General features: G+C 62.4%; 21 protein-coding genes. 16 read left to right on the top strand and 5 right to left on the bottom strand.

Features of this window, described 5'->3' with window-relative positions:
• Positions 1-83 precede the first annotated feature (83 nt).
• From EI293_RS19930 to EI293_RS19960, 7 genes are all read left to right on the top strand, one after another.
• On the top strand, positions 84-1,313 hold the full coding sequence (locus EI293_RS19930; RefSeq protein ID WP_170170460.1) for an HU domain-containing protein: 1,230 nt from the start codon (positions 84-86) through the stop codon (positions 1,311-1,313).
• A 111-nt stretch (positions 1,314-1,424) separates the two neighbouring features.
• Positions 1,425-2,156, top strand: coding sequence for a MotA/TolQ/ExbB proton channel family protein (locus EI293_RS19935; protein WP_125440310.1), 732 nt, complete (start codon positions 1,425-1,427; stop codon positions 2,154-2,156).
• A 124-nt stretch (positions 2,157-2,280) separates the two neighbouring features.
• Positions 2,281-2,691: an ExbD/TolR family protein gene (locus tag EI293_RS19940; protein WP_125440311.1), complete on the top strand. Its 411-nt coding sequence runs from the start codon at positions 2,281-2,283 to the stop codon at positions 2,689-2,691.
• A gap of 147 nt (positions 2,692-2,838) precedes the next feature.
• Positions 2,839-3,723, top strand: coding sequence for a hypothetical protein (locus EI293_RS19945; RefSeq protein ID WP_125440312.1), 885 nt, complete (start codon positions 2,839-2,841; stop codon positions 3,721-3,723).
• Between the two features lie 125 nt (positions 3,724-3,848).
• Positions 3,849-5,150 carry a bifunctional folylpolyglutamate synthase/dihydrofolate synthase gene (locus EI293_RS19950; RefSeq protein WP_125440313.1) on the top strand — a complete coding sequence of 434 codons (1,302 nt, stop codon included), beginning with the start codon at positions 3,849-3,851 and terminating at the stop codon, positions 5,148-5,150.
• Positions 5,151-5,323: 173 nt separating this feature from the next.
• Complete coding sequence (gene trmB, locus EI293_RS19955; RefSeq protein WP_125440314.1) at positions 5,324-5,986, top strand: tRNA (guanosine(46)-N7)-methyltransferase TrmB; 663 nt, start codon at positions 5,324-5,326, stop codon at positions 5,984-5,986.
• A gap of 192 nt (positions 5,987-6,178) precedes the next feature.
• Positions 6,179-7,018 carry a maleylpyruvate isomerase N-terminal domain-containing protein gene (locus EI293_RS19960; RefSeq protein WP_125440315.1) on the top strand — a complete coding sequence of 280 codons (840 nt, stop codon included), beginning with the start codon at positions 6,179-6,181 and terminating at the stop codon, positions 7,016-7,018.
• A gap of 72 nt (positions 7,019-7,090) precedes the next feature.
• Here the strand turns inward: EI293_RS19960 and trpF are convergent, their stop codons facing one another.
• The gene (trpF, locus tag EI293_RS19965; protein WP_125440316.1) at positions 7,091-7,714 is read right to left on the bottom strand and encodes a phosphoribosylanthranilate isomerase; all 624 of its coding nucleotides are present in this window, start codon (positions 7,712-7,714) and stop codon (positions 7,091-7,093) included.
• Positions 7,715-8,055: 341 nt separating this feature from the next.
• Here trpF and mnmA point away from each other — a divergent pair, with 341 nt between their 5' ends.
• From mnmA to EI293_RS19995, 6 genes are all read left to right on the top strand, one after another.
• Positions 8,056-9,201 carry a tRNA 2-thiouridine(34) synthase MnmA gene (gene mnmA / locus EI293_RS19970; RefSeq protein ID WP_125440317.1) on the top strand — a complete coding sequence of 382 codons (1,146 nt, stop codon included), beginning with the start codon at positions 8,056-8,058 and terminating at the stop codon, positions 9,199-9,201.
• Between the two features lie 118 nt (positions 9,202-9,319).
• The gene (locus EI293_RS19975; RefSeq protein ID WP_125440318.1) at positions 9,320-10,078 is read left to right on the top strand and encodes a hypothetical protein; all 759 of its coding nucleotides are present in this window, start codon (positions 9,320-9,322) and stop codon (positions 10,076-10,078) included.
• A gap of 154 nt (positions 10,079-10,232) precedes the next feature.
• Positions 10,233-11,942, top strand: a complete 1,710-nt coding sequence (locus tag EI293_RS19980) for a S8 family serine peptidase (RefSeq protein ID WP_125440319.1) — start codon at positions 10,233-10,235, stop codon at positions 11,940-11,942.
• 227 nt (positions 11,943-12,169) lie between these two features.
• Complete coding sequence (locus EI293_RS19985) at positions 12,170-12,499, top strand: hypothetical protein (RefSeq protein ID WP_148103287.1); 330 nt, start codon at positions 12,170-12,172, stop codon at positions 12,497-12,499.
• A 326-nt stretch (positions 12,500-12,825) separates the two neighbouring features.
• Positions 12,826-13,509: a ribulose-phosphate 3-epimerase gene (gene rpe, locus EI293_RS19990; RefSeq protein WP_125440420.1), complete on the top strand. Its 684-nt coding sequence runs from the start codon at positions 12,826-12,828 to the stop codon at positions 13,507-13,509.
• Positions 13,510-13,518: 9 nt separating this feature from the next.
• Positions 13,519-16,086, top strand: coding sequence for a TonB-dependent receptor (locus EI293_RS19995; protein WP_125440321.1), 2,568 nt, complete (start codon positions 13,519-13,521; stop codon positions 16,084-16,086).
• 140 nt (positions 16,087-16,226) lie between these two features.
• Here EI293_RS19995 and EI293_RS20000 read toward each other — a convergent pair whose 3' ends face one another.
• From EI293_RS20000 to EI293_RS20015, 4 genes are all read right to left on the bottom strand, one after another.
• Positions 16,227-16,472: a hypothetical protein gene (locus tag EI293_RS20000; protein WP_125440322.1), complete on the bottom strand. Its 246-nt coding sequence runs from the start codon at positions 16,470-16,472 to the stop codon at positions 16,227-16,229.
• The gene (locus EI293_RS20005) at positions 16,466-16,654 is read right to left on the bottom strand and encodes a hypothetical protein (protein WP_125440323.1); all 189 of its coding nucleotides are present in this window, start codon (positions 16,652-16,654) and stop codon (positions 16,466-16,468) included. The genes EI293_RS20000 and EI293_RS20005 overlap by 7 nt, the downstream gene beginning before the upstream one ends.
• A gap of 86 nt (positions 16,655-16,740) precedes the next feature.
• Positions 16,741-17,307 carry a Crp/Fnr family transcriptional regulator gene (locus tag EI293_RS20010; protein ID WP_125440324.1) on the bottom strand — a complete coding sequence of 189 codons (567 nt, stop codon included), beginning with the start codon at positions 17,305-17,307 and terminating at the stop codon, positions 16,741-16,743.
• A 117-nt stretch (positions 17,308-17,424) separates the two neighbouring features.
• Positions 17,425-18,498, bottom strand: a complete 1,074-nt coding sequence (locus EI293_RS20015) for a DUF2911 domain-containing protein (RefSeq protein ID WP_125440325.1) — start codon at positions 18,496-18,498, stop codon at positions 17,425-17,427.
• Positions 18,499-19,029: 531 nt separating this feature from the next.
• Here EI293_RS20015 and hisG point away from each other — a divergent pair.
• From hisG to hisC, 3 genes are all read left to right on the top strand, one after another.
• Positions 19,030-19,881 carry an ATP phosphoribosyltransferase gene (hisG, locus tag EI293_RS20020; protein ID WP_125440326.1) on the top strand — a complete coding sequence of 284 codons (852 nt, stop codon included), beginning with the start codon at positions 19,030-19,032 and terminating at the stop codon, positions 19,879-19,881.
• Positions 19,882-19,968: 87 nt separating this feature from the next.
• Positions 19,969-21,270, top strand: a complete 1,302-nt coding sequence (gene hisD, locus EI293_RS20025) for a histidinol dehydrogenase (protein ID WP_125440327.1) — start codon at positions 19,969-19,971, stop codon at positions 21,268-21,270.
• A 169-nt stretch (positions 21,271-21,439) separates the two neighbouring features.
• A complete protein-coding gene (gene hisC / locus EI293_RS20030) occupies positions 21,440-22,492 on the top strand; it encodes a histidinol-phosphate transaminase (RefSeq protein WP_125440328.1) in 1,053 nt (350 codons plus the stop codon).
• Positions 22,493-22,538: the final 46 nt, after the last annotated feature.

The raw sequence follows: 22,538 nt of genomic DNA on the forward strand, positions 1-22,538 counted from the left end.
CAAGGTCCTTCGTTGCGCTCAGGATGACCGGTGTTTTTGTAGCTTCCGTCCAGCGTTTTCTCCTTACCAGTACCCGCAACCGAATGCTTTCTGACCATATCCGCACCTTGCTCCGGGACCATGATTGCATCATCATTCCCGATTTTGGCGGCCTGATTGCCGAATATGCACCCGCCCGAATTCATCCGGTGCGCCACACGCTCACGCCCCCGGCCAAGCGCGTGGCCTTCAACCAGTCGCTTACCCGCAACGACGGGCTGCTGGTGGATGCGCTGAGTGCCAAGCTGGACCTGAGCACCGCCCAGGCCCGCCAGCTGGTGCGCGAGGCCGTGTTGCGGATGGAGCAGGAGCTGGAAACAGGCATGCGGACCGAGTTGAGCGGCGTCGGTACATTCCGGCGCACGCCGGGCCGGGGGCTGGAATTTGAGTACACCGGGGGGCAGAACCTACTGAGCGCCAGTTTCGGGCTGCCCGAGCTGGTGTCGCGGCCGGTGCGCGCCACCGATGCGCTGCTGGCCCGCGAGCGGCCGACGGCCGCTCCGCTGCTGGCAGCTTCCCGTTCCAACCGCGCCACGCGGGCATTCCGCACGGTGGGCTCCGTGGTTATTGCGGGACTGGTACTGTCGGCCAACTACTTCTTTGCGGATATGTTCGGGTACCTGCCCGAGCAGTTGCGCCTGCCAGTGGCCGCAGTGGCGCCTGCTGCTGAGCCAGCCGCGCAGCCCGTACTGCGGCAGCAGGCGGCGCTGGGCAACCCCGGCTCCGAGTCGGAGCTGGCCGCTGCTCCCGCACCTGACATGACGCCCGCGCCCGTTACGGCCCCCGTAGCAGTAGCTGCTGCACCAGCCACGAAGCCGGTGGTGGTAGCTCGCCCCGTTGTGAAAGCAACCGTGATAGCCAAACCCGCCGCGAAACCTGCCGCAACGCCCGTAGTGGCTATTGCCAAGCCTGCTGGGGTAGTTCCGGTTGTGCAGACAACCAAGGCGAAAGCAGCAGCCAAGCCCACCACCAAAGCGCCCGGCTGGGAAAAAGCGGCTGCCGCCAATGCAACCAACGTGGCCGAATCGGCGACAATTAAAAGCCGTACGGGCCGTTACTTCATCGTGGCCGGTTCCTACACCAGCTTGGCTAACGCCGAGAAGGGCCGTCAGGCGCTGCTGCGGCTGGGGCACCAGCCCCGCGTGATTCTGCCCGCCTTTGGCAGCCGCCAGTACATGCTGTCGGTAGCTGATTTCCCGGACCGTGCTTCGGCCGACCGTCAGGCCAGCCTGCTGCGCAAGCGTCTCGGCGACCTGTGGATCAAAAATTACTAGTCTCCCACTTGAATTAATGTATTGTATTTGTGAGAAGCTAAAATACTCAGGGTTACCTTTTTAGGGCCTTGGTGTTTTAGCTTTTCTTTTGCTTCTCACCCAACCCCACGCATGACGCACCTGCTTTCCTTGCTGCTGCAACTCCAGGTAGGGGACGCGGCCCCCACCGCTTCGCCCGCCGCCGCCGATTCTGCTGCCACGGCCGCCAACGCCGCCGCCGCTGCCGCGCCCGGTCTCTCGCTCATCGACCTGATTCTGGCCGGGGGCTGGATTATGGTGCCGTTGTTTCTGCTCTCGTTCGTCTCCATTTACATCATTCTAGAGCGCTACATCACCATCCGCAAGGCCGGGGCGGTGCCGGAGTCGTTCATGCCCGGCATCCGCAACCTGATGGTGAAAGGGGATTTGCAGGGAGCCAAAATGCTGTGCGCTCAGAACTCGGCCCCCCTGGCCCGCATGATTGAGAAGGGTATCCGTCGTATCGGCCTGCCACTCAAGGAAATTGAAACCAGCGTGGAAAACGTGGGTAAGATTGAAATTGCCCGCCTCGAAAAGAACATCAACGTGCTGGGCATTATTGCGGGCGTGGCTCCCATGCTCGGTTTCGTGGGTACCATCATCGGGGTAATCAAAATCTTCTACGCCATCAGTTCCACCGGCGACTTTGGTATTGCCCAGATTTCGGGCGGTCTGTACACCAAAATGGTCACCTCGGCCGCCGGCCTCATCGTGGGTATTATTGCCCACATTGGCTACCACTGGCTCAGCATTATGGTGGAGCGCATGGTGTTCCGTATGGAAAACTCGGCCATCGAGTTCATGGATATTCTTCAGGACAACTAGCGGTGAGATGGTGAGGTGGTGAAATGATGAGTTGACGTTCTGCTTGCGCCACTTGCCCAACTCGCGCCATCTGCACCACTGAAATATCCACTCACCATTTCACCACCTCACTATCTCACCGCCCATGGACCTCAGCCGGCGCCGTAAGCTTTCTTCCCACGTCGAGACCAGCTCGATGAACGACATCATGTTCTTCCTGATGCTGTTCTTCCTGATTGTGTCGACGATGGTGAACCCCAACATCATCAAGCTCATGCTGCCCAGCGCCAAAAGCAGCAAGCAGATGATGAAACAGCCCATTACCGTCTCGGTGGATGCCAGCGGGGCCTATTTCATTGACCGCCAGCCCACCAGCGCCCAGCAGCTGGAAGGGGAGTTGCAGCGCCGCATTCAGGGCCTGGAAAGCCCTACGGCCGTGCTGCGTGTGGATGCTTCCCTGAACGTGCAGAAGCTGGTGGATATCCTCGAAATCGGCAACCGCCTCAAGATTAAGATGGTCATGGCCACCCAGGCCCAGCAGGCGGCCAGCAAATAGCCTAGCGTTATGCCCTGAACCGGGAACAGTCGTTTTGTCGTTCAGGAGTAGAGCATACGCCCCGTCTACCGTTCGTCGGAGCGGGGCGTTCGGTTTAACGGAATAGGCTGCCGCCTTCAGGCCACGACCTATACAATCAACTTCAACATGGCAACTGACTATCGGGAAGAACACCGGCGCGAAGCCCTGATTGGCACCGTAGCCTTGCATGCGGCGTTGGCGGCGCTGTTCATCTTCACTGTCTTCAAAGGCCCCGATCCGCCCCTGGAAGCCTTGGGCGGCGACGGGGTGGAGCTGAACTACGGCGTGGACGAAGTCGGCTCCGGCGACATTCAGAGCCAGGCCCCGGCCAACGAGTCGCAGAACCGGGAGGACAGCCGCCCGCCCGCCGCTCAGCCCGACCCCACGCCCCCGCAGCCCACCGCCCAGCCCGACCCAACCCCGCCCAGCGAGGCGCGCGTGGTCACCAGCGAAGCCGAGGAAAGCCCCGTAACGGCTCCGCCGGTAGAAAAGCCCGCCCCGCAGCGCGAGGAAGTGAAGCCCGAGCCACCCCGGCCCAAAGTGGACCAGCGGGCCGTATTCACGCCCCGCGCCAATAGCAATGCGGGCGGCGGCAACGGCGTAAACGGCACCAGTAACGCGCCCACTGGCAATAACAACGGCGACAACCCCGGCACCGTGGGCGACAAAGGCGACCCGCGCGGCACCTACGGCGGCACGGCCTACTCCGGCGAGCCGGGTAGCGGCGGCCGGGGCACCAGCCCCGGCAGCGGTGGCTTGGATATGGCCGGCTGGGCCATCGTCAGCAAGCCCACGGTAGCGGCGCTGGATAACAACTCCGGCTCCGTCCGCTTTAAAATCAAAATCAACGCCGACGGCGAAGTAGAATCCGTGACGAAAGTATCCGGCACGGTATCGGCGGCCCAGGAACGGGCGTGCCGGGACGAGCTGCTGAAGCTGGAGTTTCGTCGCACCAGCTCGGCGGAGGGTGGGGCTACCGGCTTCTACACCTTCCGCTTTACGGTGCGGTAAAAAGTAGCTGCAACCAAATGCTAAAAGCGCCACTCCGGCAACGGGGTGGCGCTTTTGCGTTGCTGGGGCCGCGTACGAATGGCGGTGTGCGCTACCTTTGCAGTCCATCCGCGCATTCCGGCCCCATGACCTACCAGCAAACCCTCGACTTTCTCTACCAGCAATTGCCCATGTTTCAGCGGGTGGGTGAGGCGGGCTACAAGCCGGGACTGGAGCGCACCGAGCAACTGGCCGCCGCCATGGGCAACCCTGAGCGGCAGCTGCGCTGCGTACACGTGGCCGGCACCAACGGCAAGGGCAGCTCCTCGAACCTGCTGGCCGCCATTCTGCAGGCCGCCGGCTACAAGGTGGGCCTCTACACCTCGCCCCACCTCAAGGAATTCACGGAGCGCATCAAGGTGAACGGCCAGGACCTGGACCCTGACTACCTGGTGCAGTGGGTGGCGAAGTGGCGCGGGCTGTTCGACGAAGTGCAGCCCTCGTTTTTTGAAATGTGCGTGGCCTTATGCTTTGCCTACTTTGCCGAGCAGCAGGTGGACGTGGCCGTGGTGGAAGTGGGCCTGGGCGGGCGGCTCGATTCTACCAACATCATCCGGCCGCTGGTGTCGCTCATCACCAACATCAGTCTAGACCACCAGAACCTGCTGGGCGAGACGCTGCCGCTCATTGCCGCCGAAAAAGCCGGTATCATCAAGCCCGGCGTGCCCGCCATCATCAGCCAGACCCAGCCGGAGGTAGCCGATGTGTTCCGCCAAAAAGCCGCCACTGAAGCGGCCTCGCTTCTGTTTGCCGACGAGCAGTTCCGGGTGGAGCTGGCCCAGGAACCCGCCCCCGACGAGCCCACCCAGCGCCTGCGCGTGCTGCGCAACGAAGAGCCGTACCTGTCCGATCTGGAGCTGGCCCTCGTGGGTGACTACCAGCGCCTGAACCTGCCCGGCGTGCTGGCCGTGGTGGAAGAGCTGCGCAGCCAGGGTTTCCGCATTCCGGAAGCGGCCGTGCGGGAGGGCTTGCGGGAAGTGCGCCGCCTCACGGGCTTCAAGGGCCGCTGGACCATCCTGGGTCGCAAGCCGCTGGTGGTCTGTGATACGGGCCACAACGAGGCGGGTATCCGCTTCATTACCGGGCAGCTGGCGCGTCTGCCGTACCAGCAGTTGCACATCGTGCTGGGCGTCGTCAATGATAAGGACGTGAGCAAGATGCTGGCCCTGCTGCCCCGGGAAGCCACCTACTACTTCTGCCAGGCTACCATTCCGCGGGCCCTGCCGGCCGATGAGCTGGCCGGGCGGGCCGCTGCCCTGGGCCTGAAAGGCCGCGCGTATGGCCCGGTGCCGGCCGCCGTGGCCGCCGCCCGTGCCGCCGCCGCCCCGGATGATGTGGTCTTCATCGGGGGCAGTACCTTTGTGGTGGCGGAGATTGAGGAGCTGTAGCTTTTGCGCCGTGTATTTCTGGCTACCGTTGTCATCCTGAGCCTGCAAAGGACCTTACTACGTCAGGAGTACTACCGGGCAGTTGCCGCGCTGGCGCAGTAAGCTCCTTCGCAGGCTCAGGATGACAACGGTAGCCAACAACCGAACAACCAAAAAACGAAAATATCAATCCAGTGAGTCGAGTTAAACTGAAGCGCTTTGCCGAAAATGCCGAACGGGCCAGTGTGGTAGAACCCGGGAAAGACACCTACCAGCAGCTCGGTGGCCGCTGGCACGAGGCTTTTTTCCAGAACCCGAACCCGATTACCCTGGAAGTGGGCTGCGGCAAGGGCGAGTATACCGTGGGCCTGGCCGAGCGCTACCCCGAGCGCAACTTCCTGGGCCTCGATATCAAGGGTGACCGGATCTGGCGGGGTAACGCCCGGGCCGAGGAAAGGGGCCTGCAGAACGTCGGCTGGGTGCGCACCCGCGCCCACGATCTGCTCACGCATTTTGCCCCCGGCGAGCTGCACGAAATCTGGATTACCTTCCCCGATCCGCGCCCCCGCGACCGGGATATCAAGCGCCGCCTGACCTACCCGCGCTTCCTCAACCTGTACCAGCAGATTCTGCGCCCTGGCGGCCTGATTCACCTCAAAACCGACAACGAGGACCTGTTCGACTACTCCCTCGAAATCGTGCAGCAGCGCCCCGGCGCTACCATCCTGGCCCACACCAAGGACCTGTACGCCACGCCCGAGCTGCTGCCCCACGCTGAGGACATCCAAACCACCTTCGAGCGCAAATACCGCTCCGTCGGCGTGCCCATCAAGTACCTGCAGTTCCAAGTGAGCTAAAACGCGTTTCGGCCGTCGTTGCCCTTGTACTCCGAAGCTATGCTTCGGCTCGCGGGCAGAGAGTGATGCTCTGTGGTTGCGTCTTGAGTATCCGCTGCCGCGGGCCAAAGCACAGCTTCGGAGTACAAGGGCAACGACGGTGGCTCTACCCTGGAGTACGCTGCTTTTCTGTCTTTCTCCGGTTTCCTGTTTATGCTGCCCGTTTCTGTTCCTGATACCCTGCCGCTGTTCCCGGTGCTCGACGAGCTGCTGCTGGACGTACTGCGCAGCCTCAGTCCGGCCGACTGGCAACGGCCCACGCTGGCGCCCGGCTGGAACGTGCAGGCCGTGGCGCTGCACTTGCTCGATGGTAGCCTCCGCAGCCTGTCCATGCTGCGCGACGGGCACTTCGCCAGCCCCGGCCCGGCCAGTGGCGAGTATGCCGATGTAGTGGGCCACCTCAATGCGCTTAACAACTCCTGGGTAGCGGCCGGGCAGCGGCTGAGTCCGCCCGTGCTGCTGGAGCTGCTGGCCATGGTCGGCCCCCGGTACAACGAGTTTCTGCGCACCCTGGAGCCCACTGCGCCGGCCGCGTTTGCGGTGGCCTGGGCCGGCGAAGCAGAATCGACCAACCACTTTCACATTGCCCGCGAGTACACCGAGAAGTGGCATCACCAGCAGCAGATCCGGCAGGCCGTGGGGCAGGAGGGACCTTTGTTGGAACCGCCGCTATACGAGCCGTTTCTGACCACCTGCGCTCAGGCCCTGCCGCACCACTACCGCAGTGTGGCCGCCGAACTGGGCACGGTGGTGCGGGTACAGCTTACGGGACCCGCGCCCAGTACGTGGTTTTTGCGGCGTACCCCGGCCGGCTGGGAGTTGGGCCAGGACTATATGAGGCCGGTAGCGGCCAGCATTACGCTGGACGGGGCCGTGGCTTGGCGGCTGTTCACCAAAAGCCTACCCCCGGCCGAAGCCGTCCGGTACCTGCAACGGCAGGGCCCGCCGAACCTCACGCAGCCCATCCTCTCGCTGCTGACGGTGATGGCCTGACGCCTGAAAACAGCAACGCCCCGAAAATACACTTTCGGGGCGCTGCTATTTCATTCGGGGGCTGTGAGGCGCTTATTCTTCTTCCAGCTGCTCAAATACGGCTTCCATTTCGTCGAAGTCGCGCAGGCCGGGCTTGATTTCGTCGCCGCCTTGTAGCACAATGCCGGCGGGACGTACTTTTTCCACGAAGTTGCGCAGTGTATCAGGGGCAAAACCGGCCCCAAGCCAGACCGGATAGGTGCGGGCCTGCTCGGTGAGGCGCAGCAGCTCGGTGGCGTTGGGCAAGGGCGAGGGCGGCGTAGCCAGTACGAAACCCAGGTAGTGCGGAGCCTGCTCGCGGAAGCGCAGCTCCACGTCTTCGGGCATCATGTCCTGCACCCAGGGCGTGAGCTTGAGGGCGGGTACCGTCAGCTGCGCCAGCTCCTCGGCGGTGCGGCGGCGGTGCAGCAGCACGGCGTGAAGGCCGCATTGCTGCACCAGGGCATTGATTTCGGCCACGGGCAGCGTGTCGAACTCGCCGATAAGCTGCACGCCCGCCACCCAGCCGCTGAGTTCCTGCACGGCCTGCGGGGTGAGGTAATCGGCAAAGGAGGGGTCGAGGCGGAAAGTAAGCGAATCGGCCCCCATACCGGCGCAGTAGCGGGCATCGGACAAATTATTGATGCCGCGCACCATCACGGGAACTAACAAAGACATAGCAAAGGAAATTGAAGGAAACCAGGCCCGGCGCTACCGCCGTTGCCGCTGCAATAATCGGGACTTCTGCGGGAAATTGTTGGATGGGTGAGCTGTCATTGCGAGCGGAGCGAAGCAATCTGTCCTTCTCAGGGAGCCCGGCCGCAACGAACCCCAAAGCCCCTGACGTTTGCGCTGGCGTCAGGGGCTTTGGAATTACGTAAGGATTCAGACTGCGTGAGAGAAGGATTGCCACGGCCTTTGGCCTCGCAATGACAATTCAACCATTCACCACTCCCTCTTTCGTACCTTTGCCCATTCGGCCGGAACCTTTCACGCTTCGGGCGCAATTTGATTCACGTATGAATACAACGAAAGGACGGGTGCTCGTCGCTATGAGCGGCGGCATCGACAGCTCCGTGGCAGCCGTGATGCTCCACGAGCAGGGGTACGAAGTGGTCGGGATGACCATGAAAACCTGGGATTACGCCTCGGCGGGCGGCAGCAAGAAGGAAACCGGCTGCTGCTCCCTCGACAGCATCAACGATGCCCGCCAGATTGCCGTGGAGCTGGGCTTCCCGCACTACATCATCGACATCCGCGACGAATTCGGCGACTTCGTCATCAGCAACTTCACCGAGGAATATCTGGCCGGGCGCACCCCCAACCCCTGCGTACTCTGCAACACCCACATCAAGTGGGATGCTCTGCTGCGCCGTGCCGACCAGCTGGGCTGCGAGTTCATTGCCACCGGCCACTACGCCCAGGTGCGCGAGGAAAACGGCCGCTACGTCATCAGCAAAGGCCTCGACGACAACAAGGACCAGAGTTATGCCCTGTGGGGCGTCACGCAGGAAAGCCTGGCCCGCACGCTGTTCCCGCTGGGTCAGCTGCGCAAAACGGCCATCTACGACTTTGCCCGCGAGCGGGGCTTCACCGAACTGGTAAACAAGCCGGAGAGCTACGAAATCTGCTTTATTCCCGACAACGACTACCGCGGCTTCCTGCGCCGCCGGGTGCCAGGCCTGGAGGAGCGCGTAGCCGGCGGCGAGTTTGTACTGCGCGACGGCACGGTTATCGGCAAGCACGAGGGCTACCCGTTCTACACCATCGGGCAGCGCAAGGGGCTGGGCGTGGCCCTGGGCTTCCCGGCCTACGTAACGGCCATCGACCCCGAAACCAACCGCGTAGTGCTCGGCAACTTCGATGATCTGGCCAGCACCCGCACCGTGGTGGGCAAGCTCAATATGGGCAAATTCGCCTCTTTGGAGGGCCGGGGTCTAGTGCCCAGTACCACCAAAATCCGCTACAACCACGACGGCTCCCCGGCCTTCCTAGAGCAGAAGGGCGACAAAATCTACGTGTATTTCGAGGAAGCGGTGCACGCCGTGACGCCCGGCCAGGCCGCCGTATTCTACGACGGCAACGACGTGCTGGGTGGCGGCTGGATCGAGCGCCATACTATCGGCGAAATCCCAGAGCCTTCCGAGGCAGTGGCCGTGCGCTAGGCGGCCGGAATAAGTCAGCGGCCCGGGCACTTGTCCGGGCCGTTTGTACGTTGAGGCGGCGGCTGGACCGTGGATTCTTCCTAAACCCGTGGTACTTTCAGGGCGTTAATTGCTTTCTATGAAACAGAACTATGCTGCTTATTTTCCGACCCTCCGCAGCGCGGCCGGCCGGCTGGGGTCGGCAGTGCTGCTGGCCGTGGCCGTAGCCGGCTGCCAGAACGAGACGGAAGTGCTGCCTAACCCCGGCCCCGAGTATTACCCGCTGGCAGTAGGCACCTACCGCATCTACGACGTGGCCGATACCACCTGGCGCAATAATGCGCCCACGGCCAGCCGCTTCCAGTTCCGGGAGCAGGTAGAAGCCGAGCTGAGCCCCGATGCCACTGGTCAGCCCGCGTACCGCGTTGTTCGCTCGCGCCGCGCCACGGCCACGGATGCCTGGGCCGTAGACTCTGTGCTGACGGTGACGGTTGGCCGCCAGACCGTGACGGAGCAGCGCAATAACCGCCGCAGCGTGGAGTTGGTATTTCCGGTGGCGGAAGGCAAAGTTTGGAATATCAACGCCTTCAACGCCCAGGATACCATCATTGCTGAGAACCGCTTCTACCGCAACGTAGGTCAGCCGCTGAGCCTTACCCGGAACGGCAAAACCTACGCCTACGAGAATACGGTCACGACTATCAACGATGTAGCCGTTGAAGCCAACGCGGCCTACACTACCATTCTGCGCACCACTTTCGCCGCCGGTACCGGCCCTGTGTACCGGGTGCGCCGCCGGTTTTTTCACTGCGATAATACCGGTACCTTGGGCTGCAACCCCAGCCTGAACTACCAGGGCCAGTCGCGTAGTGAGGTACTGATTGAAAGCGGCAAGTAACTGCTACTTTCAGGAGCCACAACGCCCCGCCGGAATTGCGCGTTTCGGCGGGGCGTTGCGCGTTTAGTCGGGTGTCGGATTTGGCCCCTGCTGCCAGAACGGATGTATTTGCCGGATTCGTTTGTATCTTCCGGCACGTCTATTCGCGTTTCGAATGATTCTATCCCGCCTCTTCCTGACTACCGGTCTGAGCCTGACGGCCGTGCTTCCTTTGCTGGCCGATTCGGACCCGCAGAATCCGCCGGCTGCTCCGGTTGCCAAAACCACCGGCACGGTGCGCAAGCACCTGATTTATTTTAAAGATAAAGCCGGAACGCCCTATACCGTGGCCAACCCGCAGGCCTTCCTTTCCGCCCGCGCCATTCAGCGGCGGCAACGGCAGAATATTGTCGTTCTGCCGCGCGATTTGCCGGTTTCGCCCGCTTACGTGCAGCAGGTGAAGGCCGTGGCCGGGGCGCAGCTCTGGTACACCTCGCGCTGGTTTAACGCGGCCATTGTGGCCTGCGACTCGGCCACGCTGCAACAGGTGCAGGCGCTGCCCTGCGTGCGCTCGGCCCAAACGCTGAACCGGGGCCTGCCCGGCACCCGCAAACCCAAAGGCGAGGATGCCAATGGAACGCTCGATCAGGAGCGGGGCACCCGCAGCCAGTACGGCAAGGCCTTCACCCAGGCCCAGATGGTCGGGGCCGTGCAGATGCACGATGCCGGCTTCCGGGGCGAAGGCATGCAGATTGCCGTATTCGATGGCGGCTTTCCGGGCGTAAATTCGGCTTCTGCCTTCCGTTCCATCACCCAGGAAAACCGGCTGGCCGGCACGTTCAACGTGGTGGATAAATCCACCAACGTCTTTCTGCGTGACAGTCACGGCACGCACTGCCTGTCTACCATCGGTGGCAACGAAACCGGGCTGTACATCGGTACCGCGCCCAAGGCCACTTTCCGGCTGTTCATCACCGAGGACGTATCCTCGGAGCACCCCATTGAGGAAGCCAACTGGCTGATTGCCGCCGAAAAGGCCGACTCGGCCGGCGTAGACGTGATTAGCTCCTCGCTGGGCTACAGCACCTTCGACTTCCCCTCCATTGATTACAGCTACGCCACCATGAACGGGCGCACGGCTCTTTCCACGCGGGCGGCCACGGTAGCGGCCCGCGTGGGGATGGTGGTCGTCAGCTCGGCCGGCAACGAGGGCAACGGCAGCTGGCGTTACATCACCGCCCCCGCCGACGCCGACTCCATTCTGACCGTAGGGGCTACCGACTCGCTGGCCGTGGTGGCCGGTTTCAGCTCCCGGGGCCCTACAGCTGATGGGCGCATCAAGCCAAATCTGGCCGCTATGGGCGTGCAGACGGCCATTGTATCACCGGGCGGTGCCGTGATTCGGGGCAACGGTACCTCATACTCCTGCCCGGTGCTGGCCGGGCTGGTGGCGGGATTCTGGCAGGCCAACCCCACGCTCACGGCCCAGCAGGTCATCAGCTTCTTGCAGCGTTCCGGTACCCGCGCCACCACCCCCAACGACGATATCGGCTACGGTATTCCCAACTTCGTGCGGGCCTATAACCTGGCTAACCCCGGCACGCCGCTGGCCGCTGCCCCGCCCGCCCCGCGCCAGGACCTGCTGATTTACCCCAACCCCAGCAAGGACGACGAGCTGTACCTGCAGCTAGCCGTTGACTTCCAGGCCACGCCGTTGCAGGTGCGCATCTATGATGCGCGCGGAGCCTTGGTGTCGGAGCAGCAGATTGCGCCTACTACGGCCGCCGCTGTGCGCCTGCAGCCGGGCGTCCTCACCAAAGGCGTATACACCTGCACCGTCAGCAACCGGCGTGAACAGCGAACCGTACGGTTCGTGAAACTCTGATAAGTGGGTAAAAGCAACATTAAAAAAAGCAGGCTGGGAGGTCTGCTTTTTTTATGCGTGGAAAAGCCGGGCTGCGTATCTTGAAGGCAGACAAAAGAATGATTTGCTATTCATATTGGCTGAATAATTGCAAATAAAATTAGTAAATTGGCAATGATTTCCCGGCGGCCATTGTTGCTAGTCTGAAACCCTGGTTTCGTTTTATTCACTCTTACCATTTCTCTCCCATGTTGCAAATGATGGTCACCAAGCGCCTCGGGCGTCGGCAGTTTCACTTTACGGTGCAGGGCGCCAATTTCCACGAAGTGGTGGCCGAGTACGACCGGCTCAGCTTTCCCGACGTGCCGAAGTGTGGCCTCTGTGGTTCCGATAACCTCGACCTCACCGCCCGCGTGGCCCAGGATAAGTTCAAGTACACCAGCCTCAAGTGCCTCGACTGCCGGGGCGACGTGACCTTCGGCAAGCGCGCCGATGACGACAAAACCGTGTTCCTGCGCAAAACCGAGGACGGCAAGCTCGACTGGCGCGCCTGGGAAAAGGAGCCCGCTACCAAGTGAGAACTTAGATGTGAGAGCTTAGAAGTCAGATGTTAGAGCCTGGATACGCGAACTTCACGGGGCCCGATGCTGCTGTAGTTCTTATTCGTCTGGCTTCTAAGCTCTAAGTTCTCACTTCTAAGCTCTCAGTTATACAAAAAAACCGGCCGCTGCCCCCAGGGTAGCGGCCGGTTTTTTTGCGTTTGTCGGTACGAACCGGGGTGGTAGGCGCGTTGGGGCCCTGGGCCGGGCGTCCACCGGCCGGGCCGCCGCCGGGCTATTCCGCCGCCGGGCTACACTATCCTCCGTTATTCAGTTACTTTCGCGGTATGAATCCGACCCGTCGTATGGCCCCGCTGCTGGCCCCTTCGCTTCTCGCCGCCGATTTTGGCAATCTGCAATTTGAAACCGAGCGGCTGGCCGGCTCTGCCGCCGACTGGCTGCATTTCGACGTGATGGACGGCCGGTTCGTGCCCAATATTTCCTTTGGCATTCCGGTGCTGCAGGCTGTGCACCGCCACGCTAAGCAGCCCATCGATGTGCACCTCATGATTGAGGAGCCCCAGCACTACCTCAGTGCTTTCCGTGACGCGGGCGCGGCCAACATCACGGTGCACTACGAAGCCTGCACTCACCTGCACCGCGTCATTCAGCAAATCAAGCAGCTGGGCTGCCGGGCCGGCGTGGCCCTGAACCCGCACACGCCCGTGCACCTGCTCGCCGATATTGCCGCCGACCTCGATTTAGTGTGCATTATGTCGGTAAACCCCGGGTTTGGGGGGCAGGCGTTTATTCCGAACACGCTCCGCAAGGTGGCCGTGTTGAAAGAGATGCTGGTGGACTCGGGCTCGGAAGCCCTCATTGAAATTGACGGCGGCGTGACCCTCGACAACGCCGGGGCGCTGGTAGAAGCCGGGGCCGACGTGCTGGTAGCCGGCTCCTTCGTATTCAGCTCGCCCGACCCGGTGGCTACCCTGGCCCGCATGCGCGAGCAGCTGGCCACCTCGGCCGCTACCGAAGACTATAACTAGCGCCCGCGCATGCCCGCACCTCTTCGCGTTTCGTCGGTGGTTCCTGCGCTGTGGCTGCGGCTGCTGCTTTCTCCCGTACCGGTAGCGCTGGCCGGGGCCCTCGCGGCGGGCCTGAGTCCGGCCCGTGCCCAACAACCCGTTCAGACGGCGCGGGTGCTGGTAACCGGCACCGTGCGCGACGCGGCCGGCCAGCCGCTGGGGCAGGTGGCGGTGGGCGTGGAGGGCATGCCCGGCGGCACCAGCACCGACGACCGGGGCCGCTTCGCCCTGAACGTGGTGCGGCCCCTTGGCGGGAAGGCCCCGGTGCTGGTCATCAGGCGGCTGGGCTTCCGCACCGAGCGTGCCACCCTCAACCTCGACAGCCAGCGCGAGCTGACCCTGACGCTGCAGGAAGACAGCCGCGCCCTGGGCAACGTGACCGTGCGCGGCCGTTCCGACGTGACCGATACCCGCGAGCAGGTGAGTATTCTGCAGCTGGAGCCGCGCACGGCCAAGGAAATTCCCTCGCCCTTCGGCGACTTCTCGGCCATTTTGAAAACCCTGCCCGGCGTGGCCAGCACCAACGAGCTGACTAGCACCTACTCGGTACGGGGCGGCAACTACGAGGAAAACCTGGTGTACGTGAACGGCTTTGAGGTGTACCGGCCGTTTTTGGTGACGGCCGCCGCCCAGGAGGGCCTGAGCTTCATCAACCCCGATCTGGTAAATACCATTGAGTTTTCGACCGGGGGCTGGCAGCCCAAGTACGGCGACAAACTGTCCTCAGTGCTGGATATCACCTACAAGCAGCCGGGCCGGTTTGCTGGCTCGGCCACGGCCAGCCTGGTGGGCGGCACGGCCCACGCCGAGGCAGCCTCGGCCAACCGGCGGGTCAGCTACCTGGCCGGGTTGCGCTACAAAAACGCCACCTACGTGTTCAACTCGCTGCAACAGCAGCAGGGCGGCTACAACCCCACGTTCTACGACGGGCAGAGCCTAATTACGGTGAATCTGGGGCCGAAGGATAACCTGGAACGTACCTCGCTGGGCGTTTTCAACACCTTTGCCCACAACGATTTTCGCTTCAACCCCGAGAGCGGAGAAAGTACGTTCAGTACCGCTACCAACCAGCTTTCCCGCCTCTACATCGGGTATGCGGGCCGGGAGCGAATGCAGTACGATATGTACCAAGGCGGCCTGAACCTACGCCATGATGCGCTGCGCAACCTGCGGCTGGAGCTGCTTGGCGGCCTGGTGTACTCGCGTGAGTTTGAGTACCGCGACGTGGAAGCTGCCTACAGCATTGCCGAAATCAACCGGGACCAGAACTCAACCGAGTTCGGTAACGATGTGAACCGGCGCGGCATCGGGTCACGGTTTCAGCACTCGCGTAACAACCTAACCGCCCGCATTGCCACCCTGGAAACCCGGGGCACCTGGACGCCGGGCGAGCGGAGCACCGTGCGCTGGGGCCTGAAAGTGGGCCGGGAGCGAATTCAGGACGAATTGAACGAGTATAGCTTCGTCGATTCGGCGGATTTCGTGCCCGATGCGCGCCGCACCCGGCTGGTATCCGGCCTGAACCTAGAAAGCACCCGCACCCAGGGATACCTGCAGCACACCGTCCGGTTTGACTCGCTGCGTACGCTCACCTACGGCGGGCGCGTGAGCTACTGGACGGTAAACCGGCAAACCACCTTCAGTCCCCGGGTGCAGTATGCCTTCACCAGCGCCCGCAACCCGCGCCTGGCCTGGAAGGCGGCCGTGGGCGTGTACCATCAGCCGCCCTTCTACCGGGAGTTGCGCTTCCAGACCGGTGCGCCCCAGGACCAGGAAGGCCAGTTGAACCTGGCGCTGCGGGCCCAACGCTCCTTGCATTTTATTGTGGGCAATGAGCTGCGGTTTACCCAGTGGAACCGACCGTTCCGCTTCACCGGTGAGGCCTACTACAAATACCTCACCGACGTGGTGCCTTACGACATCGACAATGTGCGCCTACGCTACCAGGCCAACAACGATGCCCGCGCCTACGCCGCCGGGGTGGATGCGCGGGTGAGTGGGGAGTTCATTCCCGGCACCGAGTCGTGGTTTAGTCTGGGCGTGCTGACCACCCGCGAAAACCTGGCCGGCGACTCCATTAATACCTTTGATGCGGCGGGCAACGTGACCGGCCGGGAACCGAAAGGCTACATCCGCCGGCCCTCCGACCAGCGGCTGAATCTGGGCGTGTTTCTGCAGGATAACCTGCCCGGTAACCCCTCGGTGAAGGGCTACGTGAACCTGGTATTCGGCACCGGCCTGCCGTACAGCCCGCCCGATGCCCCCGATTTGCGAGGGACCAGTAAGCTCACCCGCTCCTATAAGCGCGTGGATCTGGGCTTTACCAAAGTCTTGAGCCTGCGCACGGCGGTAGAAGAAGCCAACGGCCGCACCGTGCAGCTCAAAACCCTGTGGATGAGCCTGGAAGTGCTCAACATCCTCGGGGCGGATAACCTGGCCGGCTACAACTACATTCAGGACCTGAACGGCCGCATCTATTCCGTGCCCAACTTCCTCTCGCGCCGCCTCGTGAACCTGCGCGTTATTGCCCGGTTCTGATGTAAGTGAACGAGAAAATCTGCACAAAAAAGTCCCGCCAGATTGTCTGGCGGGACTTTTTTGTAGTTGTTATAACCAGGAGCCACACTGAATTTTACACGCTTATCGAGTTGATATGCTTACGAAGGAAATATGTTGGGCTACCGGTTCACGCCCAGCCAGCCGAACAGGGTCAGATGCACCGCCAGCACCAGCGGAAACACGAGGTAAGCCGCCCTTTTATTCCTGGCAGAAATGCCTGTCACCTGGCTCACCCGGTGCAACAGCAGCAGATACGTGGGGAATAGGCCAAAAAACAGAAAGGCATGAATAAAGCCCTGCCCCGCCAGATCGTGGGCGCCGCCGCCGTACAGCTTCACGCCGGCATCGTGCGCGCAAATCAGCAATGCGGCCAGCGTGGCGCTAAGTAAGGGCTTGGGTCGCTTGCATTGGCTGGCACCAGCAGCAGGGTGGTGGCTACCACCACCAGGGGCGTGAGCAGGATTTCGGTTGGGGCGGAGTAATAACCCAGCACGACGTTGCCGGTCAGCAAGCCGGCCGCCAGGAGGGTAGCAATGAGTAAGTGCATCAGAAGAGCAGCCGGTCAAGGGCGTTAGCGTGGTGAAACCATGCGTCAAAAGTCCCCCGGGCGGGGCACACTTCTGTTGATATTTGTCAAGAACGGCGGGCACGCAGGCGGCTCAGGGTTTCGGGAGTGAGGCCCAGGTGCGAGGCCAGCAGCTTGAGGGGCACCCGCTGCGCAATGCCCGGGAAGTCGCGCAGCAGCAGCTCGTACCGCTCGGCGGCCGGCAGCATGCGCAGGTGCAGCGCCCGTTGCTCGCTGAGTACGTAGTACTGCTCCGTGAGCACGCGGCCAATAAAGTTGAATTCCGGAAACTCCTGGTACAGCCGCTGCAGCTGCTCGTGGCTCAGTGACCAGAGCACGCAGTCGGAGAGGGCCTGCACGTACTCGTGGGATGGTTGCCGGGAGAAAAAGCTCAGGATGGAAATGATGAAGTGCCCTTCCTGCATAAACCACGAAGTCGATTCTTTGCCTTCCCGGAGCGAAAAGCCGCGTACCAGCCCCTGTTCCACGAAATACAGCCGGTGCGCCGTGTGGCCCGGTTCCAGCAGATACGTGTGGGCCGGAGCCGTTTCGCGGCGCACCTGCCGGTGCAGGGCCGCTTCCAGATCCGCAGAAACCGGGTGAATAGCGCGGCAAATGGCTAGCAGTGCATCCATGAGAAAAATCGAAAGGGAGAGAGACAAGTTAAAAGGGAGGAAGTCAACAGTAAAAGCGCCTACGTCTTCCTGATGAGACGTAGGCGCTTTTACTGTTGACTTCTTCCCTTTGACTGCCTAATACGCCTTAGCCTGCCACTCGGTGAGGGCGATGCGCATGGTGGGGAGCTGGGTTTTGAAGGTGGTATCTTCCTTGTCGCCGAGCTTGATGGCCTTGCGGGCGTACACGATGGCCGTGCCGAAATCCTGCTGCTGGGCCAGCAAACGCGCTTTAATCCAGTTATTGGTAGCCGCGTCCTGTAGCTTCAGCGACTCATTGATCCAGGTGAGGGCACGCTCCGGCTGGATGTTGTTCTGCACCAGGTAGTCGGCGGCCTGGGCCAGTAGCTGCCAGTCGTTGGGCTGCTGCTGCAACACCTGCTCAATGCCAGCCAGTACCTGCTTGTGCACTTCCGTCTCGATGGGCAGCGTGAGGGTGCGCTTCTCCCAGGTCAGGTTGAGGTGGGCGCCGGTGGCTTTGATGTCGGAAAACCAGTAGAGCAGGTTTTCGTGATAGGGCGCGGTTTCGGGCATCACCGGCACCCGGATGATGTCCTCGCGCTGGTCGTAGCCCTCGGCGCCCCAGTGGGTGGTCACGCGGTTCAGGGTCAGCTCCCAGTCTCGGTCCTGGTGGGGTACTACGTAGAACGAGTACTGCCCGGCCGGCACCAACTGCCCGCGCAGCAGCACTGGGGTGGAGAAGCGGATGAGTGTGTTTTCGTTGGCTCCCGCCCGCCAGACCTGGTCATAAGGCACCAGGCCACCCCACACGGTGCGGTTGCGCACGGCGGGCGAGTGGTAATCCACCGTCACTTCCGTCAGGCCGAATCCCTGGGAAACCAACGCGCGCGGACTGGCCTGGGGCAGCGGCAGCTGCACGGTGGGCACGCCGGCAGCCGGGGCTGCCATGCCGTTGGGCGCGGTGCTGCCCGCCGTAGCCGGTACTGGTGCAGCGGTTGGTTGGGAAGGCGTAGCGGGAGCTACCGGCGCAGTAGTAGTCGGCGAAACGGTAGTGGGCGCCGGCGTGGCTGGGGATGCCGGCAGTGGAGCTGGGGTGGGCGCGGGCGTAGTCTGGGCCTGTACCAGGTTAGGGGCGCAGGCCAGGCTTAGGCCCAATCCCCAGTAAAGAGCCGATAGCCGAAGATTAAGCATAGAGAAGATCAACAGGTGAGGCAGACAACCGGGACGAAAAACACCCTCGGAGCAAGGCACTCCGAAACAATGGTGCCAGAAATACGGTTAGCAGGGTGCAGAAAACGTAAAGGTCCTGCTTTTAAGGTAAAATTTCTGTGAAAAAGTTTTCATCTCTGGCTGGTGCGCTTACCTTTGCCCCGCTACTCTAAGCCCCGTATGCCATCCTCCGCGCTTTTCCTGAGCCCCTCCAGCCATCTGGCCGCCCCCGTAGCGGGTCGCCTGGCCGGGCCCTGCGCGTCTGAGTCGAAGCATCACCATCACCACGGGCACCATTCCTCTTTCTAGAGGAATATACGCATCATATTGACCCCGTTGGGCGAGCCACAGTTGGCTCCCCGGCCCCCGAAAAACGGTGGCCCGGCCGTAGTTTGGCCCCATCCCAACGACCGGGTCCTTTTTCCCCAAGTCACTCTTCCCGAATTACAGTTAAGAACGAGCCACATCGGTCAAGTCTTAATTACTAATTCTTAATTACTAATTCCCCACGATATGCTCCGTCTGGCCATCCAGAAATCGGGCCGCTTAAGCGAAGATTCCCTGAACCTGATTCGGGAATGCGGCATTAGCTTCCTCTCGGCTTCCTACAAGCTCAAAACCGAAGCCACCAACTTTCCCCTCGAAATCCTCTACCTGCGCGACGACGATATCCCCGGCTACGTGCAGGACGGCGTGGCCGACCTGGGCATCGTGGGCCAGAACGTGCTGGTGGAAGCCGGTTTCCCTGCTTTGGAAGTGGAAGGCCTGGGCTTCAGCAAGTGCCGCCTGAGTTTGGCCGTGCCCCGCGCTGCCTCCTACGACTCGGTGCAGGACTTGCAGGGCGTGAACATTGCCACCTCGTACCCCCAGATTCTGGGCGCTTACCTCACCGAGCGCGGGGTGAAAGCCAATCTGCACACCATCAGCGGCTCGGTGGAAATTGCCCCCAGCATCGGGCTGGCCGAGGCCATCTGTGATATTGTGAGCAGCGGCTCCACACTGCTGGGCAACGGCCTGCGCGAGGTGGAAACCGTATTCCGCTCCGAGGCCGTGCTCATTGCCAACCAGAACCTGAGCGCCGAGAAAAAGGAGCTGCTCGAGCAGTTGCAGTTCCGGATGCAGGCCGTGCGCCGCGCCCGCCGCAACAAGTACATCATCCTCAACGCCCCCGTGGCGGCCCTGGATGCGGTGAAGCAGCTGCTGCCCGGCATCAAGTCGCCTACCATCACGCCGCTGGCCGAGGAAGGCTGGGTATCGGTGCAGTCGGTGGTAAACGAGGACGACTTCTGGCACATCACCAGCCAGCTCAAAGCCGTCGGCGCCGAAGGCATCCTGGTCCTCCCGATTGAGAAAATGATTTCCTGATTAGTGCTCAGTTGTTAGTGCTTAGTGCCTAGTAAATGGGTTTTAAAATGCTAAGCACTAACAACTAAGCACCAAGCACTATTCCAGATGAACATCTTCCAATATCCATCCCAGCCGGAGTGGGCGGCGCTGCAGCAGCGGGCGGCCCAGCAGCAGGCCCAGGACGTGGAGCAGCGCGTGCAGCAGATTTTCGAGGACGTGCGCCAGCGCGGCGACGCGGCCCTGCTCGACTACGCCCGCCAGTTCGACGGGGCCGACCTCGCGGGCGGCCTGCGCGTGGGCCCTGAGGAACTGGCTGCCGCCGCGGCCCAGGTGCCTGCGGAGTTGCAAACGGCCATCCGGCAGGCGCACGCCAATATTCTGCGGTTCCACAAAGCGCAAATTCCGCAGGAGGAGCGCGTGGAAACCATGCCGGGCGTAACGTGCTGGCGGCGGGCGGTACCCGTGCAGCGCGTGGGCCTGTATATTCCGGGCGGCACCGCGCCGCTATTCAGCACCTTGCTGATGCTGGGCGTACCGGCCCGTTTGGCCGGCTGCCCTGAAATCGTGCTTTGCACGCCGCCGCAGAAGGACGGCTCGGTGAACCCCATCATTCTGTTCACGGCCCAGCTGCTGGGCATCAGCACCATCGTGAAAGCCGGCGGGGCCCAGGCCGTGGCCGCGCTGAGCGGCGGTACCGATTCAGTGCCCGCCGTGGACAAGATTTTCGGCCCCGGCAACCGGTACGTGACGGCCGCTAAACAGCTGGCCACCCGCTACGGTGTGGCCATTGATATGCCGGCCGGGCCCTCGGAAGTGCTGGTTATTGCCGACGAATCCGCCACGCCGGCCTTCGTGGCCGCCGATCTGCTCAGCCAGGCCGAACACGGCCCCGACTCGCAGGTGATTCTGTTGTCGGATTCCCTGTCGATGCTGGATCAGACCAAAGCCGAGGTGGAGCGCCAGCTGCGGGAGCTGCCCCGGGCCGAGGTGGCCGCCCAGGCCCTCACCGAAAGCCGCGCCATTCTGCTGCGCACGCCGGAGGAAATGCTGTACTTCTCGAACCAGTATGCCCCCGAGCACCTGATTCTGGCCGTGCGCAACCCCGAGCAGTTGGCCGAAGGTGTCACCAACGCCGGCTCCGTATTCCTAGGCCATCTCACCCCGGAAGCCGTGGGCGACTACGCCTCGGGCACCAACCACACGCTGCCCACCAACGGCTACGCCCGCAACTACAGCGGCGTGTCGCTGGATTCGTTCCTGAAGAAAATCACCTTCCAGCGCCTCACCCCTGAAGGCCTGTTGAACGTGGGCCCCGTGGTAGAAACTATGGCTGAAGCCGAAGGCCTCCGCGCCCACGCCCGCGCCGTCACCCTCCGCCTGGAGGCGTTGGCTGGCGGGGAGGAGTAATGATTGGATAGAGTCGAACGTCATTCCGAGCCCCACGAGGAATATCGCTTGTTGACGCCAAAACGACAACCGCTCCATAGCCCAGGGTTTAAACCCTGGGCTACTGAACCGCCGCCTGACGCTCTACAAAATCCGTGAAATCCGAATAATCCGTTTAAATCCGTGATTCATGTTCAACCTCGATAGCCTCGTACGCCCCAACCTGCGGGATATGAAGCCTTACTCGTCGGCCCGCGACGAATTTCAGGGCGAGGCCCAGGTCATGCTCGACGCCAACGAGAACAGCCTCGGCAGCGCCGGCCCCGACCAGTTCAACCGCTACCCCGACCCGCTGCAGCGCGCCGTGAAGCAGGAGCTGGCCCAGCTCAAAGCCGTACGTCCCGAGCAGATCTTCCTCGGCAACGGCTCCGATGAGGCCATCGACCTGCTGGTGCGCCTCACCTGCGTGCCCGGCCACGACAGCCTGCTCATCCTGCCGCCCACCTACGGCATGTACGAGGTGGCTGCCAACCTGAATGATGTGCGCGTAGAGCGCCTGCAGCTGACGCCCGACTTCCAGCTCTCGCCCGAAATAGTGGCCGGCGTGCTGGCTTCCGACGCCAAAATCGTGTGGCTCTGTTCGCCCAACAACCCCACTGGCAACCTGCTCCACGCCGAAGCCATCGAGGAAATTCTGCGCGGTTTCCGTGGACTGGTAGTGGTAGATGAGGCTTACGCCGATTTCGCCGCCGCCCCCAGCTGGACCACCCGCCTGGCCGAATTTCCCAACCTGGTGGTGCTGCAAACCTTCTCCAAAGCCTGGGGCCTGGCGGGCCTGCGCCTGGGCATGGCCTTCGCCTCGCCGGCAGTCATCGGCTACCTCAACAAGATCAAGCCGCCTTACAACGTGTCGGAAGCCACCCAGCGCTTCGCCCTGCAGGCCCTGCGCGACGCCGACCGGTTTGAGGCGCTGCGCCAGCAGCTGCTGGTAGGCCGCGACTGGCTACAGGAGCGCCTGCCCGCGCTGCCCATCGTGGCGGAGGTGTTTCCCTCGGATGCCAACTTCCTGCTGGTCCGTTTCCGTCCCGATGCCACGGCCGTGTACGATTTCCTGGTCGCCCGGGGCATCATCGTGCGCAACCGCACCACCCAGCCCGGCTGCGCCGGCACGCTCCGCCTCACCGTGGGTACCCCCGCCGAGAACGAGCTGCTGCTCCAGGCCCTGCGGGAGTTTGCGGGGTAGTATATATAAGGAGTAAAGAACGTCATGCTGAGCTCGCCGAAGCATC

The sequence above is a fragment of the Hymenobacter perfusus genome, from assembly GCF_003944765.1.
Taxonomy (GTDB): domain Bacteria; phylum Bacteroidota; class Bacteroidia; order Cytophagales; family Hymenobacteraceae; genus Hymenobacter; species Hymenobacter perfusus.